The 14,472-nt window shown below is 74.6% G+C and carries 12 protein-coding genes; 7 read left to right on the forward strand and 5 right to left on the reverse strand.

Going from position 1 to position 14,472, the window contains the following annotated elements; genetic code table 11:
* The first annotated feature begins 130 nt into the window (after nt 1-130).
* A complete protein-coding gene (locus FZ103_RS05035) occupies nt 131-1,324 on the forward strand; it encodes a low temperature requirement protein A (protein ID WP_155999231.1) in 1,194 nt (397 codons plus the stop codon).
* A 70-nt stretch (nt 1,325-1,394) separates the two neighbouring features.
* On the opposite strand, the gene FZ103_RS05040 is transcribed toward FZ103_RS05035, so the two are convergent.
* Complete coding sequence (locus tag FZ103_RS05040; RefSeq protein ID WP_186355834.1) at nt 1,395-1,934, reverse strand: DUF1697 domain-containing protein; 540 nt, start codon at nt 1,932-1,934, stop codon at nt 1,395-1,397.
* A gap of 201 nt (nt 1,935-2,135) precedes the next feature.
* Between FZ103_RS05040 and FZ103_RS05045 the strand changes: the two genes are divergently transcribed.
* Complete coding sequence (locus FZ103_RS05045) at nt 2,136-2,294, forward strand: hypothetical protein (RefSeq protein WP_155999234.1); 159 nt, start codon at nt 2,136-2,138, stop codon at nt 2,292-2,294.
* Between the two features lie 148 nt (nt 2,295-2,442).
* Here FZ103_RS05045 and FZ103_RS05050 read toward each other — a convergent pair whose 3' ends face one another.
* Nucleotides 2,443-3,552, reverse strand: coding sequence for an enolase C-terminal domain-like protein (locus tag FZ103_RS05050; protein ID WP_155999237.1), 1,110 nt, complete (start codon nt 3,550-3,552; stop codon nt 2,443-2,445).
* Between the two features lie 7 nt (nt 3,553-3,559).
* On the reverse strand, nt 3,560-6,667 hold the full coding sequence (locus FZ103_RS05055; protein ID WP_343233384.1) for an FAD-binding and (Fe-S)-binding domain-containing protein: 3,108 nt from the start codon (nt 6,665-6,667) through the stop codon (nt 3,560-3,562).
* A 520-nt stretch (nt 6,668-7,187) separates the two neighbouring features.
* On the opposite strand from FZ103_RS05055, the gene FZ103_RS05060 reads away from it, so the two are divergent.
* The 5 genes from FZ103_RS05060 (at nt 7,188) to FZ103_RS05080 (ending at nt 10,435) form a co-directional block, all read left to right on the forward strand.
* Nucleotides 7,188-8,219, forward strand: a complete 1,032-nt coding sequence (locus FZ103_RS05060) for a sigma-70 family RNA polymerase sigma factor (RefSeq protein WP_155999242.1) — start codon at nt 7,188-7,190, stop codon at nt 8,217-8,219.
* Nucleotides 8,220-8,317: 98 nt separating this feature from the next.
* Nucleotides 8,318-8,755 (forward strand): DoxX family protein, encoded by a 438-nt coding sequence (locus FZ103_RS05065; RefSeq protein ID WP_155999245.1) that lies wholly within the window; start codon nt 8,318-8,320, stop codon nt 8,753-8,755.
* A 321-nt stretch (nt 8,756-9,076) separates the two neighbouring features.
* Nucleotides 9,077-9,280 (forward strand): cold-shock protein, encoded by a 204-nt coding sequence (locus FZ103_RS05070; RefSeq protein WP_155999248.1) that lies wholly within the window; start codon nt 9,077-9,079, stop codon nt 9,278-9,280.
* Between the two features lie 174 nt (nt 9,281-9,454).
* Complete coding sequence (locus FZ103_RS05075) at nt 9,455-9,997, forward strand: GNAT family N-acetyltransferase (protein WP_155999251.1); 543 nt, start codon at nt 9,455-9,457, stop codon at nt 9,995-9,997.
* Between the two features lie 39 nt (nt 9,998-10,036).
* Nucleotides 10,037-10,435 carry an ACT domain-containing protein gene (locus FZ103_RS05080; RefSeq protein ID WP_186355835.1) on the forward strand — a complete coding sequence of 133 codons (399 nt, stop codon included), beginning with the start codon at nt 10,037-10,039 and terminating at the stop codon, nt 10,433-10,435.
* 16 nt (nt 10,436-10,451) lie between these two features.
* On the opposite strand, the gene FZ103_RS05085 is transcribed toward FZ103_RS05080, so the two are convergent.
* Nucleotides 10,452-11,264, reverse strand: coding sequence for an SWIM zinc finger family protein (locus FZ103_RS05085; RefSeq protein WP_343233385.1), 813 nt, complete (start codon nt 11,262-11,264; stop codon nt 10,452-10,454).
* Entirely contained in the window at nt 11,261-14,341 is a 3,081-nt protein-coding gene (locus tag FZ103_RS05090) for an SNF2-related protein (RefSeq protein WP_343233386.1), read from the reverse strand. Before FZ103_RS05090 ends, FZ103_RS05085 begins: the two co-directional genes overlap by 4 nt.
* Between the last annotated feature and the right edge of the window lie 131 nt (nt 14,342-14,472).

The following is a 14,472-nucleotide window of genomic DNA, read 5'->3' on the forward strand; positions in this document are numbered from 1 at the left end:
CTTGTACCTGTAGTCATTGTGAGCGTTCACAGGTGACCACGGGTACAAGATCGGCGCCGCGGGTCCTGGGGATCCGGCGACACGGTGTGCGAGCTGTGCGAATCCCCCGCCCGGCCGCCATTGTGGAGCCATGAGCACTGACACCCCCGATTACCCCGCGGCGCCGTGGCGCGGCGTCGCCCGGCACCCCGACCGGCGCTCCGAGGTCGGACCCGTCGAGCTGTTCTTCGACCTCGTCTACGTCTTCGCGATCATCCAGCTCAGCCACGTGCTGCTGGACCATCTCAGCTGGGCGGGCTTCGCCGAGACCGCGATCGTCTTCGCCGCCGTCTGGTGGGGCTGGAACTACAGCGCATGGGCGATGAACTGGCTCAACCCGGCCAACACACGCGTCCAGCTGCTCAACGCCGTGCTGATGCTGGCCTCCCTCGGCATGGCCGCGGCCATTCCCGGGGCCTTCGGCGACTCCGGGCTGCTGTTCGCGGGCTGTTTCGTCTTCATGGGGATCCTGCGGCCGGTGTTCATGATCGCCGCCTTCCGGGGGCGGCAGCTGGCGTCCAACTACACCGCCCTGCTGACCTGGTCCGCGCTCGCCGGCGTCTGCTGGATCGCCGGTGCCCTGCTGCCGCCGGAGGTGCGGCTGTGGGTGTGGCTGCTCGCGGTCGCGATCGACTACGCGGCTCCGCTGCTGAACTTCCGGATCCCCGGCGCGGTCGCCGCGCCGATGGAGCGCTGGGACACCGACCCCGAGCACCTGGCCGAGCGCAACCGCCTGGTCTTCATCATCGCCCTGGGGGAGTCGATCCTGCTGATGGGCAGCGCCCTGGCCGACGAAGGGGTGCCGGACGCCCGGAGCCTGCTCGGGCTGCTGCTGGGCTTCGCCGGGCTGACCGTGCTGTGGTGGAACTACTTCGCGCTGGCCGGGCACGAGGTGACCGGAGGCCAGGGCCACACCGGGGCGCTGCGCTTCGCCTTCGCCTACGCCCACGCGCTGATGGTCCTGGGCGCGATCGTGGTCGCCGTGTCCATGGAACTGCGGCTCACCCACGACCACCTGACACCCGGGCTGGTGCTCGTGGCCGTCGGCGGCCCCCTGATCTACCTTGCGGGCAACCTGCTGTTCCTGCGCTCGCGGTTCGGCCGGATGGCCCTCTCCCGCCTCATCGCCGCGGCGCTGCTGGCCCTCATCGGCGCCGCCGGGCTGCTGTACTACGAGCGGCTGCCCGTGACCGCGGTGACGCTGCCCGTCCTGCTCGTCATGGCGGCCCTGGCCGTGCTCACCGCCCGCTCCCGGGCCGCCGGCACCCGCACGCCCGCGCCCTGACCGGGCGCGCGATGCGCGTCCGCGCGGCGGGGGAGGAGCCTGCAGGCGCCGGCGGCCTTTCCGTGCGGCCTCAGGAGGGGCTCTGCCGGACCAGCTCCAGCAGCCGGGTGGTGGTGTTCCAGTTGCGAACGGTGGCCGGGCCGGGCAGGTAGCGGTCCAGCAGCGGCGTCAGCTTGGCGCGGCCCAGTCCGTCGGGAAAGTAGAGGTACAGCTCCCGCTCGCCCGGCACCAGTTCCTCGGGTGCATAGGCGGCGCTGTCGAGGGCCGCGAGGCGCTCGCGGTCGACGGGCGTGTCGAGGAAGGCCACCGCGCACTTGGCCGGGTCGCGCACCGGGAAGGGGACGCCCGCGACGACGCGCTCCAGGTCGGCCGCGCTGCGCACCATCACCGCCACGTCCATCCCGAGTTCGGTCTCGATCGCCCGCCGGATGGCGGCACCGATACTCAGCGGGTCGGTGCCGGCGGCCGTGAAGGCGGCGTTGCCGCTCTGCAGCAGCGTCGCCGCATCGGTGTAGCCCAGCCCGCCCAGCACTGCGCGCAGGTCGGCCATGCGGACCTTGTTGCGCCCGCCCACGTTGATCCCCCGCAGCAGGGCGGCGTACCTGCCCACCGCGTCCTCCCTCACTCAGACCCCCGCCCGCCGGCGGCAGGCGGCGGGAAGTGCAGACTACCGCCGCGGGCGGCGCCTGCGCCGTGCGCGGGCCGCTGCGCTCGGTATCGTCGGTGCCGATCGGTATCGGCACGGCGCCCGCCCGCAGCGGGAAGGGCGTTCCCGCTGGGGGCGGGCGGAACGGCGTTGGGAGGTCCGTACATGGGCGGTCGGCACGGCGACCAGGACAAGGGCGAGGACCAGGGGAGGGGAGTCCCGGCGGAGTGGAACGGCCGCTCGGGCGCCCAGCACGGCGGCGGAGGCGAGAAGGCGGGCCGGGCGGAGGCATCCGGCAGGGACCGCGAGGACGACGAGACCTGACCGCCTGCGCGGCGGCCCGCGCCCGGCCGGGACCCGGCGGGGGCGGCCTCCCCGGCGCACCGCACCCACGCCCGCGGACCGACATCGGAATCTACACCGTAAAGGCGCTGCGTCGGAGTGCTCGTCCCATCGCAGCATCCTCCATCGGTCAAGCCACCCGGTAGGGTTCCGCGTCGGCCTCGCGCAGCTCCACCCCGTGCCCCGGCCGCTGCCCGTCCAGCGGCAGCACCCCCTGCTCGGGCGGGTCGGCGCCGTCGAAGAACCGCTGCTCGATGCGCACGTGGTCGTGGAACCACTCCAGGTGCCGCAGCCGCGGCGCCGCCGCCGCGGCGTGGCGGTGCAGGTAGGGGGCGCAGTGGCCGGAGTTGTCCAGCTCGTGGGCGGCCGCCACGGCGCAGATCCGCAGGAACTCCAGCACCCCGCCGCAGCGGGTGATGTCGATCTGGGGGCAGTCCACCGCCTGGGCCGCGCACATCTCCTCGAAGTAGGAGACGGTGCAGCCGTACTCCCCTGCGGTGACGTCCATCGCCACGCCCTCGCGCACCTGCCGCAGCCCGGTCAGGTCCTGGGAGGAGACCGGCTCCTCCAGCCAGCGCACGCCGGCGTCGTCCAGCCCGCGGCCCACCCGGACGGCCTGCTTGGCCGTGTAGGCGCCGTTGGCGTCGACGAACAGGGCCGCCCGGTCGCCGATCACCTCGCGGGCCAGCGCCACGCGCTCCAGGTCGCGGCGCTCCCGCGTGCCCCGCGACTCGCCGATCTTGATCTTGACGCGGGGGAACCCCTCCTCGTGCACCCAGCCGCTGAGCTGGCGGCGCAGCTCGTCGTCGCCATAGGAGGTCAGCCCGCCGCTGCCGTAGAGCGGGACCTCCTCGCGCATCGCCCCCAGCAGCCGGTACAGCGGCAGCCCCAGCAGCCGCGCCTTGAGGTCCCACAGCGCCGTCTCCACCGCCGAGATCGCGTAGCCCACGGCACCGGGCCGCCCGGCGTTGCGGACGGCGCGGACCATGGCCTCCAGCGCGGCGGACACATCCAGCACGGGCCGCCCGTTCACCACCGGTTCCAACTTGTCGCGCACGATCGCGGCGATGGCCGCCGGCCCGTAGGTCCAGCCGATCCCCTCATGGCCGCCGCCGGCGACACGCACGATCACGATCGTCGTCGAGTCCCAGGTCAGCGTGCCGTCGGCTGAAGGCCGGTCGGTGGGCACGGTGTAGGCGGCGGCGCGGACGCCGGTGACAGCGGGGTCTTGGCAAGCCATCGCCGCATCACGCTCCCGCGCCCGTGCCGCCGGTGGAGAAGGAGCCGGAGCGGCCCGCCTCCACCGCCTGCTCGCGTATCTCGTCCGCGTCGTAGGAGGGCGCCCGGCGCCGCGGCGTCATCCGCAGCGCGCCCGCCTCCGGGTGGTGCCGCGGCGCGCCCCCGCGCTGGGCCATATCGAGCGCCTGGGCGAGGTGCACGGCCTCGCGCCCGATATCGGCGTGCTCGATCTGAGTGCGGCAGCTGAACCCGTCGGCGACCACGACCGCCTCGGGGTCGGCGCCGCGCACCGCGGGCAGCAGCCCGTCCTCGGCGCAGGCCATCGACACGGCGTAGTGGCCCTCCTCGAAGCCGAAGTTGCCGGCCAGGCCGCAGCAGCCCACGTCCAGCACCTGCGCGTCGGCGCCCGTGCGCTCCAGCAGGCGCCGGTCCTCGGTGAAGCCCATGATCGAGTGGTGGTGGCAGTGCGGCTGGGCCATCGCGGCCCGCTCCAGTCGCGGCGGATCCCAGTCCGCGGCGCGCGCGTTGAGGAACTCGGCCAGCGTGAACGTCTGGTCGTGCAGCCGCTGCACGTCCTCGTCGTGGGGAAACAGGTCCGCGGCGTCGGCGCGGAAGACCGCCGTGCACGAGGGCTCCAGCCCCACGATGGGCACCCCCGCGCGCAGGTCCTCGCGCAGCGCCGAGAGCGTGCGGGTGATGACCCGGCGCGCCGTGGCCAGCTGCCCGGTGCTGATCCAGGTCAGCCCGCAGCACAGGGTGCGCCGCGGCATGCGCACCTGGAACCCCGCGCTCTCCAGAACCCGCACGGCCGCGGCGCCGACCTCCGGCTGGAAGTTGTCGGTGAAGGTGTCGGGCCACAGGATCACCTCGCCGCGCGAGGCCGATCCGGTGCGGCCGGCGCCGCGCCTGCTGCGGCGGCGGAATGCGTCGCGCAGCCGCACCGGCGCGAAGGCGGGGATCGGGCGGTCCGCGGCGATGCCGCCCACGCGCTTGGCCGCATCGGCCAGCCCCGGCGCCGCGCTGAGCGCGTTGGCCGGGCCCGGGGCCAGCGCGGCCAGCCGCGCCCACAGCGGCAGCCATCCCATCGAGTAGTGCGAGCCCGGCCGCACCCGCGCCGCGTAGTGGTGGGACAGGAACTCCGCTTTATAGGTGGCCATGTCCACGTCGACCGGGCAGTCGCTCTTGCAGCCCTTGCACGCCAGGCACAGGTCCAGGGCGTCGCGGACCTCGGTGGAGCGCCACCCGTCGGGGAACACGTCGCCGCGCAGCATGTCGTTGAGGGCGCGGGCGCGGCCGCGGGTGGAGTGGGCCTCCTCGCGGGTGACCCGGTAGCTGGGGCACATCACCCCGCCGCTGTCGCTGCGGCAGGAGCCCACGCCCACGCACCGCAGCGTGGCGCGCTGGAAGTCGCCCTCGTCCTCGGGGTAGCCGAAGTAGGTCCGGGGATGGGCGGGGGAGTAGGACGCCCCCAGCCGCAGGTGCTCGTCGAGGCCGTCGGGCGGGCCGCCGCCGGGATGGATGAGCTTGCCCGGGTTCATCCGGTCCTGCGGGTCGAAGATCCGCTTCATCTCGGCGAAGGCCGGCATCAGGTCGCGGCCGAACATCCGCGGCCACAGCTCGCCGCGCGCCTGGCCGTCGCCGTGCTCGCCGGAGAAGGAGCCGCCGTAGCCGGCGGCCAGGTCGGCGGCGCGCTCCACGAAGCCGCGGTAGTCGGCGATGCCCTTGGCGGTCCTCAGCTCGAAGGGGATGCGCACGTGCAGGCAGCCGTGCCCGAAGTGGCCGTAGAGGGAGGAGCGGTCGGCGTAGCCGTACTCCTGCAGCAGCGAATGGAAGTCGCGCAGGTAGTCGCCGAAACGCTCCGGCGGCACCGCCGAGTCCTCCCAGCCCGGCCAGGCGTCGGGCGCGGCCGGCACCCGGGCGGTGGCGCCCAGCCCGCCCTCGCGGACCGTCCACATCGCCGACGCGGACCGCGGGTCGTCGTAGACCTCCACCAGTGGCGCGTCGTCGCCGCCGGTCATGGCTTGCTTGAACTCCTCGGCGCGGCGCCGGGACTCGTCGCTGTCCTCGCCGCCGAACTGCACCATCAGCCAGCCTGCGCCGTCGGGCAGCAGCTTCAGCGCCTCCGCGTTGCTGCCCTTGCGGTGCTCGAAGGCGACCAGCTTGTCGTCGAGCCCCTCCAGGGCCATCGGGTCGAACTCCAGGATGCGCGGCACGGCGTCGGCGGCGGCGAAGACGTCGTGGAACGCGCACATCACCAGAGTGCGCGCCGGCGGCTCGTGGCACAGCCGCAACCGGGCGCGCAGCACGGTGGCCAGCGTGCCCTCCGAGCCCACCAGCGCCCGTGCGACGTCGAATCCGTTCTCCGGCAGCAGCGCGTCGAGGCCGTAGCCCGAGACCCGGCGGGGGATGTCGGGGAAGCGCCGCCGGATCGGCTGCCCGTAGCGCTCGGCCAGGGCGCGCAGCTCGCGGTGGATCTCGGCGCGCCGGCCGCCCTCGGCCTGGATGCGCTCGTACTCCTCATCGCTGGTGGGGCCCACCCACATCCGGCACCCGTCGTAGGTGAGGATCTCCAGCGCGACGATGTTGTCGGAGGTCTTGCCGTAGGCCTGGGCGGTGGAGCCGCAGGAGTCGTTGCCGATCATGCCGCCGAGGGTGCAGCGGTCGTGGGTGGAGGGCTGGGGGCCGAATATCACCCCGCCCTCCTCGCGCGTGCGCGCGTTGAGGTGGTCGACCACGATCCCCGGCTCGACGGTGGCCGTGCCCGCGTCCAGGTCGATGTCGAGGATCCGGTTGCAGTGCTTGGACCAGTCGATGACCACCGCCGTGTTGCAGCACTGGCCCGCCAGACTGGTGCCGCCGCCGCGGGAGATCAGGGGCGCGTCGTGCTCGCGGCACACGGCCACGGCCTCCGCGCCCGCCTCGACGCTGTGGGGGATCACCGCGCCGATGGGGATCTCGCGGTAGTTGGAGGCGTCGGTGGCATACACCGAGCGGGTGCCGTCGTCGAAGCGGACTTCGCCGTCGACGCGGTCGAGGAGGTCCCGGCGCAGGGCCTCGACGTCGACGGCGGGCTCCGCGGAGCCGGCTCGGGCGGTGCGGGTGTCGTGCGCGGTCACCTGGTCCCCTTTCCGCTGGGCCGCCGGCGGGGCTGGACGCGACCGCCGGTCGCGGCGGGCCCCGCGGCGACCGCCGGGCGGTGGCCCGCGGGGGCGGGCCGCCGGACGTGTTTCGGACGGCGGGAGCGGCGACACACGTGCGGCGCGGGGCCTGCCGCGGTGCACAGGCCCCGCGCGGTGCGCGCTCCCACCACTGCGGCTGACCGCAGCGGCCCGCGCCAAACACACCCGGCATCGGGGGGGACCCGGGCCCGGCGGTGCGCACGCAGATTTTAATCTACGACGTAAAGGCACCTTTTTTACTGATTCCATTCCTTGTGTTCCGGTGAAGCGGCGAACAGCAGAGCGCACTGGACGTGGGGGTCTGCGGTGTTCACCGAGTGTGGCCGGCAGTCGCTCTAGGGTTCTTGTCACACCCCGCAGCTAGCGTGAGGATTGTCGTCATAACCAGCGGAGACACCGCACGCGCCCCGCGGCTCGGGTGGTGGGCCCCGTCTTCGGTCTCTGCATAGGAACAGTCATGAGCGATCTCGCGGCAACACCCGGGCAGGACTCTCCGGCGGAAGGGGCGATCGCGGTCGAGGACGTCGAGCGCAAGCTCGAGGCCTACCGCACCGAACTCACCGGATACTGCTACCGCATGCTCGGCTCGGCCTTCGAGGCCGAGGACGCCGTCCAGGAGGCGATGGTGCGCGCGTGGCGCTCCATCGACCGCTTCGAGGGGCGCTCCTCGCTGCGGTCGTGGCTCTACCGCATCGCCACCAACACCTGCCTGGACATCCTCAACGGCCGGTCCCGGCGGGCCCGGCCCATGGAGATGGGGCCCGCCCAGGGCACCGACGCCGTGCTCGGTCCGGCCTACCCCGACAGCACCTGGGTCGAGCCCTTCCCCGACAGCCGGGCGCTGCCGGCCCTCGACGACCCCGCCGAGCAGGTGGCCCTGCGCGACTCCGTGCGCCTGGCGTTCGTGGCCGCGCTGCAGCACCTCGCCCCCCGCCAGCGCGCGGTGCTGATCCTGCGCGAGGTCCTGGCCTGGCGCGCCCAGGAGGTCGCCGACCTGCTCGACACCACGGTCGCCTCCGTCAACAGCGCGCTGCAGCGGGCCCGCGCCACCATGGCGGCGGTCGACGACGCCGAGGCCACCGACCCGCTGCGGCCCGACGACAGCGCCCAGCGCGCCCTGCTGGACCGCTACGTCGACGCCTTCGAGCACTACGACCTGGATTCGCTCACCTCGCTGCTGCGCGAGGACGCCGCGATGTCCATGCCCCCCTACGCCCTGTGGCTTCAAGGCCGCGAGGCGATCGCCGCCTGGATGACCGGCCCCGGACACGGCTGCCGCGGCTCGCGGCTGGTCCCCGTCGTCGCCAACGGCACCGCCGCCTTCGGCCAGTACCGCCCCAGCGGTCCCGGCGGCACGTTCGAGCCGTGGGCGCTGCAGGTCATCGAGACCAACGGCGGCCACATCACCTCGATCACCAGCTTCCTCGACACCGAGCGCATGTTCCCGCTGTTCGGTCTGCCCGCCGGCCTGGGCCCCCGGGACGCGTGACCTTCGGCGTCCCTCCTGTCGAGGGCGGCCCCGAGCGATGAGTTCTCGGGACGGCACCGGTCTACCCCTGAGACGACCGACTCACCGAGGAGACCGAGATGTCCGATCCCGTCAGCACCGCGCAGGCCGGCTCCACCGACGCGGCCCGGCCCCGCCGCTGGGTCCACATCGCGCTGTGGATCCTGCAGGTCCTCACCGGCCTGTTCTTCATCTTCGCCAGCGCCCTGCCCAAGCTCGCCGGCTCCTCCTACGCCCTGGACATCTTCGAGCGCATGGGCGCCGGTCCGGGCCTGATGTATACGGTCGGCGTGCTGGAGCTGGCCGGAGGCATCGCGCTGATGGTGCCGGTCCTGGCCGCCTTGGCCGGGATCTGCTTCGTGGGGCTGATGATCGGCGCGTTCGTCGTCCAGGTCGCCTACATCGGCGAGAACCAGGCCACCCCTGTGATCCTCGGCGTCATCGTCGGCACCATCGCCTGGGGCAGGCGGCGCAGCCTGGTGGATCTCGCACGCCTGCTGCGGGGCGCGCGCAGCTGAGCCGATGCGGCCCGCCCCCCGGGGGCCCTCCCGGGGGCGGGCGGACCGGACCGCGGCCGGGCCATCACCGCGGGAAGCGGACACGGGGCGCGCCGGGCGACACGCGGATCGCCGGTGTGTCCCACGACACTCCACACATGTGCGCCGGTGGTGCTAGAGTGAGTCTCGGGTTGCAGTCTTGATTTCGCATGGATCCACGTTTGATCGCCCGCGGAGTTTTTGACCAGCGGGCGTTTTTTCGTTCCGGAGAAAGGTTCGCAGCACCCTCGGACGCCGCAGAGTGCGGGTCCGATACCGATCTCGGGAATGAGGAGATCCAGCATGACGCAGGGCACCGTGAAGTGGTTCAACAGCGAAAAGGGCTTCGGCTTCATCCAGCAGGATGCCGGCGGCCCGGACGTGTTCGTCCACTACAGCAACATCGCGGGCACCGGCTTCCGCAACCTTGAAGAGGACCAGCGCGTCGAGTTCGACGTCACGCAGAGCCCCAAGGGGCCGCAGGCCGAGAACGTTCAGGGCATCTGAGTCCGGACGGTCTGAGCGACAAAGCTCCCGGAGCGGGGGCCGACCGGCACGGCCGGGCGGCCCCCGCTCTGCATTCCGGGGCGGGCGGCACCACGGTGTCGAACCGGTGCACCGGTCCGCGAACCCGGGCGCGGCGCACGGTCGAATCGCCCGGTCTTGGTTAGCATGCCCGATATGACGTCAAGCCCTCAGCTGCGCACCGAACGCCTCGCCATCCGCGACTGGACCACCGACGACGCCGAGGCGGCCCTGCGCATCTACGGCGCCGAGGAGGTCGCCCGCTGGCTGACCCCCGAGATGCGCACCGTCCACGACGTCGAGGCGATGCGCTCGGTGCTGCACGCCTGGGTCGAGGCCCAGCCCAACTTCCTGCCCCCCGCCGGGCGCTGGGCGATCGTGCGCAGGCAGGACGGCGAGCTGATCGGCGGGCTCTCGCTGCGCCTCCTGCCGCCGTTCGAGGAGGACTTCGAGCTGCACTGGCAGCTGCGCCCCGACGCCTGGGGCAACGGCTACGCCACCGAGGCCGCCCGCGCCGTCATCGCCTGGGCCTTCGAGCAGGGCATCGAGGAGCTGTTCGCCGTGGCCCGCCCGAAGAACACCCGCGCCATCGCCACCGCGCGCCGGCTCGGCATGGAGTGGGTGGGCGAGACCGAGAAGTACTACAACACGCGGCTGCAGGTCTTTCGCATCCGCCCCTCCGACATCCCCGGGCACTGAGGCGCCGAGCGTACCTCCTCCGGCGCCGGGAAGGACCGCGTGCACACCCCCGAACGCGACCTGGGCCGCCTGCTGGCCGGCCTGCGGCCGCAGCTGCGGCCGGGCACCTACGTCTTCGCCCGCGCGGCCGCGGTGCCCGCAGGAGTGCACCCGGTGGTCACCGTCGCCGAGGACGAGGGGCTGACCGTGGTCTGCACCCGCGAGGAGGCCGATGCCGCCGGGCTCGCCTACGGTTTCGCCGCCGCCTGGATCACGCTGCGGGTGCACTCCGCGCTCGATGCTGTGGGGTTGACCGCCGCGGTGTCGGCGGCGCTGACCCGGGCGGGCATCGCCTGCAACGTCGTCGCCGGATACCACCACGATCACCTTTTCGTGCCCGCCGCCGAGGGCGAGCGCGCCGCCGAGCTGCTGCGGGTCCTGGCGGCCGGCGCCGGCTGACCCGCCGGCTCAGCGCTCACCGGCCGCGGTGCCCCGTGTCGGCCAGGCGCTCATACAGCGGCGCGAGCAGCTCCGCGAGGTCGGCCGCCTCCTCAGCGCCGGCGGCCTCGGCTGCGCCGGCCGCGGGCGGTGGCCCGGCGAGGGCGGCCGCCCGCCCCGTATCCCCGGGCTCCGGCGGCTCCGGCAGCGCGGGCGCACGCCAGAACGCCGCAGGCTCACTCGGCATGTCGGGCTCGGCCACGCCCGGCGGATCGGGTTCGGCCAGCGCCGCGGCCCCGTCGACGACCGCACGCGGAGCGCGCGCGTGGCGCCGCAGCTCCGCCAGCAGCTCGCCGCGCGGCCGGCCCAGCCACTCCGCCAGCAGCATCGGGTCACCCGCCAGGGTCTCGGCCAGCACGTACAGCGCGGCCGCGGCGTGCTTGCACGGGTCCCCCCAGTCGGGGCAGGAGCAGTTCAGCACCAGATCGCCGAGGCGCTCCGGCAGCAGCCGCAGCCCCAGGACGCCGAAGACCCGCTCCACCTCCGGCGGGAACGCGCCCGCCAGCAGCGCGGCGCCGAAGACCGGCTGGGTGCCCAGGGCGCGGGCGAGCGTCCGCCACTCCTGGCCACCCAGCACCGGGGTGATGACGCTGACGCGGTAGGGGCGGGCCCGCGAACCCCGGACCAGCGCCGTCGCCTCGCCCGCCGCCACCTTCACCGCCGAGACCGCGCCCTGGGCGGCCAGGATCCGGCCGCGGCGCACCCGGACCGCGTCGCCGTCGCGCTCCAGGAGCTCGCGCAGGCGGCGCGCCACCCACCCCGCGGACTGCGGGGCGCCCGCGCCGGTCACGGCGCCACCGCCTCGGGCGCCAGGCGCACCACCTCGCGCAGCTCGGCGGTGGAGAGGTCGCCGAGCCAGTCCTCGCCGGTGCCCACGGCGCTGGCGGCCAGCCGCCGCTTGCGCTCGATCATCTCGTCCACCCGCTCCTCCACGGTCCCCACGCACACCAGTTTGCGCACCTGCACGTCGCGGCGCTGGCCGATGCGGAACGCGCGGTCGGTCGCCTGGTCCTCCACGGCCGGGTTCCACCACCGGTCGATGTGCAGCACGTGGTTGGCGGCGGTGAGGTTCAGCCCCGTCCCGGCGGCCTTGAGCGACAGCAGGAAGACCATGGGCTCCGGGCGCGTCTGGAAGCGGCGCATCAGCTCCTCGCGCCGAGCGCGCGGGGTGCCGCCGTGCAGCCAGAGGACCTCGCGGCCCAACCGCTCGGCGAGGTAGGGGGCCAGCCGCCGGCCCAGCGCGGTGTACTGCGTGAAGCACAGCGCCTTGTCGCCGCAGGCCATGGCGTGCTCCAGCAGGTCGCAGAGGCGCTCCAGCTTGCCCGAGCGGCCCGCCAGCGGCGAGCCGTCGCCGAGGAACTGCGCGGGATGGTTGCAGATCTGCTTGAGACGGGCCATGGCCGCAAGCACGACGCCTCTGCGGCGGATGCCCTCGGCGTCCTCCAGCCGCTCGGCCAGCTCGTCGACGGCGGCCTGGTACAGGCTCGCCTGCTCGGGGGTCAGCGTGCACCAGGCGCGGCTCTCCTGCTTGTCGGGCAGGTCGGCGATGATCGCCTTGTCGGTCTTGAGCCGGCGCAGGATGAAGGGGCCGGTGATGCGCCGCAGCTGCGCGGCGGAGCCGTCGTCGGAGTCGCCGGCACCGCCGGAGGCGGCGGCGCGCTCCACCCGCGCGGCGATGCCCTCGCGGAACGCCTGCTGGGAGCCGAGCAGCCCGGGGTTGGCGAACTCCATGACCGACCACAGCTCGTCCAGGTTGTTCTCCACCGGGGTGCCGGTCAGGGCGACGCGGGAGTTCGCGGGCAGCCGCCGCACCGCCCGCGCCTGGGCGGTGCCGGCGTTCTTCAGCGCCTGGGCCTCGTCGCAGACGATCCGGTGCCAGGGCATCGCGGCGAGCTCGCCGGAGTCGCGCGCCACGACGCCGTAGGTGGTCACGACCAGGTCGGCGGATCCCGCGGCCCGGGCCAGGGCGTTGCCGTGCAGGCGGGAGGGGCCGTGGTGGACGTGCACCCGCAGGCCGGGGGTGAAACCCGCCGCCTCGCGCTGCCAGTTGCCCACCAGCGACACCGGGCACACCAGCAGGGTGGGGCCGGGCGGCTCGGCCGCGCCGGGGCGGCGCTCGTCGGCCAGCACCGCGAGCAGCTGCACGGTCTTGCCCAGCCCCATGTCGTCGGCCAGCACCGCGCCCAGGCCCAGGCGGCCCAGGAAGCGCAGCCAGGAGGCTCCGCGGCGCTGGTAGGGGCGCAGCCGGCCGGTGAACCCCGCGGGTGGCTCCAGCGGCGCCATGTCCGCATCGGCGTCGCGGTCGAGCAGGTCGGCCAGCGCGCCGTCGGCGTCGACACCGGTCACCGGCAGCGGGGTGGCCGCGACGGGGGAGACGGCCATGCGCAGCGCCTCCTCGCGGCGCACGGTGCCGCTGCCGCGCCGGCGCAGATAGGCCAGTGCGGTGCGCAGGTGGGCGGGGTCGACCTCGATCCAGCGCCCGCGCAGGCGCACCAGCGGCTGCTTGAGCCGGGCCAGTTCGGCGAGCTCCTCCAGGTCGACGCGTTCGCCGCCGCAAACCGCCGCCAGGGAGACGTCGACCAGGTCGTCGGCGCCGATCCCTCCCGAGCCGGAGCGCTCGCGCGCGGTCAGGTGCAGGGCCAGGGAGCGCCGGCCCGACCACTCGGGCAGCACCACGGCGAACCCGGCCTCGCTCAGCCGCGGAGCGGCCTCGCGGATGAAGGTGTGCGCCTGGCCGGTGGTCAGTGTCAGCGCCGAGGGCGCGGGCTCGGCCAGTGCGGTGCGCAGGGCGGGGTAGTGGCGGGCGGCCCGGGAGAGGTCGGCGAGCATCGCCGACTCCACTCCGGCGGGCAGCAGGTCGGCGCCCTCGCCCAGCCACAGCGCCGACAGCGCGACCTGGAGGCTGGGATCGGCGCCCGACTGCACCCAGAACTCGACCCGCCACTGCTCGCCGCGGCCCGGCGGTTGTGCGCCGGGCTCCTCGGGAGCGGGTTCGGCCAGGCGGAAGACCAGCCGGGCGCCGCCGGCCTCGCGCTGGGCGGCGGTGTGCCAGGCGCTTAGCCGCCCGGCCATGTCCGAGTCGCTCTCGGCGGCCGTTGCGCGGGGATCCAGGCGGGCGTCGGGGCGGCTCAGGGCGGCGGCCAGCCGGTGGCCCCCGCCTGCGGGGGCGCACTGCGCCAGGCGGCGGCGGGCCCGGGCGTCGAGCAGGTCGCCCAGCGCCCGGTAGACCGCGGTGCGCGCGGTGCCGGCGTCCTCACCGCAGGCGGCGGAGGGCGGCAGGGCCGCCACCAGAGCGGCGAAGTGCTCGGCACCGCGCCCGGTCAGGACGGGGCGCCACCGCGCCTGCGGCGGGTCGCCCAGGACGCGCGGCAGGAGGTGGCCGGCCTCCAGCAGTCGTGCGGCGAAGGCGTCGACGGCGGCGAGGTGGGCGGCACCGGGTCCCGCATCGGTTCCCGCCCCGGCCTGCCGGGACCGGCCCGCGGGGTGCAGGGCCTCCAGCAGCGCGGGCGCCTGGGCGGCGGGCAGGCGCATGCAGGGAACCCGCCAGGTGCCCCAGCCCGTGCCGCCGGGCGGCGGGGATGCGGCGCGCGAACCGAGCGCGGGGGAGGGGAGCGGGCCGGCCTCGGTCGCGGGCAGCCGCAGGGATGCCTCCGCCGGGCCGCATGCGTCGGCGACGGCGGCGCCCGCCAGCGAGGCCAGGGCCGCGCGCAGCCGCTCAAGGGGCGCGGCGAAGGGGTGGTCCGGCACCGCCGAGCCGGCGGCGGGCGGCGGGGCGGGGGAGGGCGGTGCGTCGTCCTCGGCCCACAGCAGGGCCGCCCCGGGCCGCCCCGGTTCGCCGGGACGCCACCACCCGTGCAGGATCAGCACACCCGCCCTCCCTCGCGTGTCGTGTCGCCGCAGACGCTACCGCGCGGTGGTGACGGCCGCGGGTGCGCACCGGGCGGGGGATCGGCCGTAAGCGGGCCGCGGGAGCCTCCGCAACCCGCGCGGAGATGCGG

The sequence above is a fragment of the Streptomonospora sp. PA3 genome (genome assembly GCF_009728995.1).
GTDB lineage: Bacteria > Actinomycetota > Actinomycetes > Streptosporangiales > Streptosporangiaceae > Streptomonospora.

Excerpts from the sequence above, each read along its gene's own strand:
- FZ103_RS05075 (WP_155999251.1), top strand. The coding sequence starts at position 9,455 with ATGACGTCAAGCCCTCAGCTGCGCACCGAACGCCTCGCCATCCGCGAC.
- FZ103_RS05035 (WP_155999231.1), top strand. The coding sequence starts at position 131 with ATGAGCACTGACACCCCCGATTACCCCGCGGCGCCGTGGCGCGGCGTC.
- FZ103_RS05070 (WP_155999248.1), top strand. The coding sequence starts at position 9,077 with ATGACGCAGGGCACCGTGAAGTGGTTCAACAGCGAAAAGGGCTTCGGC.
- FZ103_RS05065 (WP_155999245.1), top strand. The coding sequence starts at position 8,318 with ATGTCCGATCCCGTCAGCACCGCGCAGGCCGGCTCCACCGACGCGGCC.
- FZ103_RS05045 (WP_155999234.1), top strand. The coding sequence starts at position 2,136 with ATGGGCGGTCGGCACGGCGACCAGGACAAGGGCGAGGACCAGGGGAGG.
- FZ103_RS05060 (WP_155999242.1), top strand. The coding sequence starts at position 7,188 with ATGAGCGATCTCGCGGCAACACCCGGGCAGGACTCTCCGGCGGAAGGG.
- FZ103_RS05050 (WP_155999237.1), bottom strand. The coding sequence starts at position 3,552 with ATGGCTTGCCAAGACCCCGCTGTCACCGGCGTCCGCGCCGCCGCCTAC.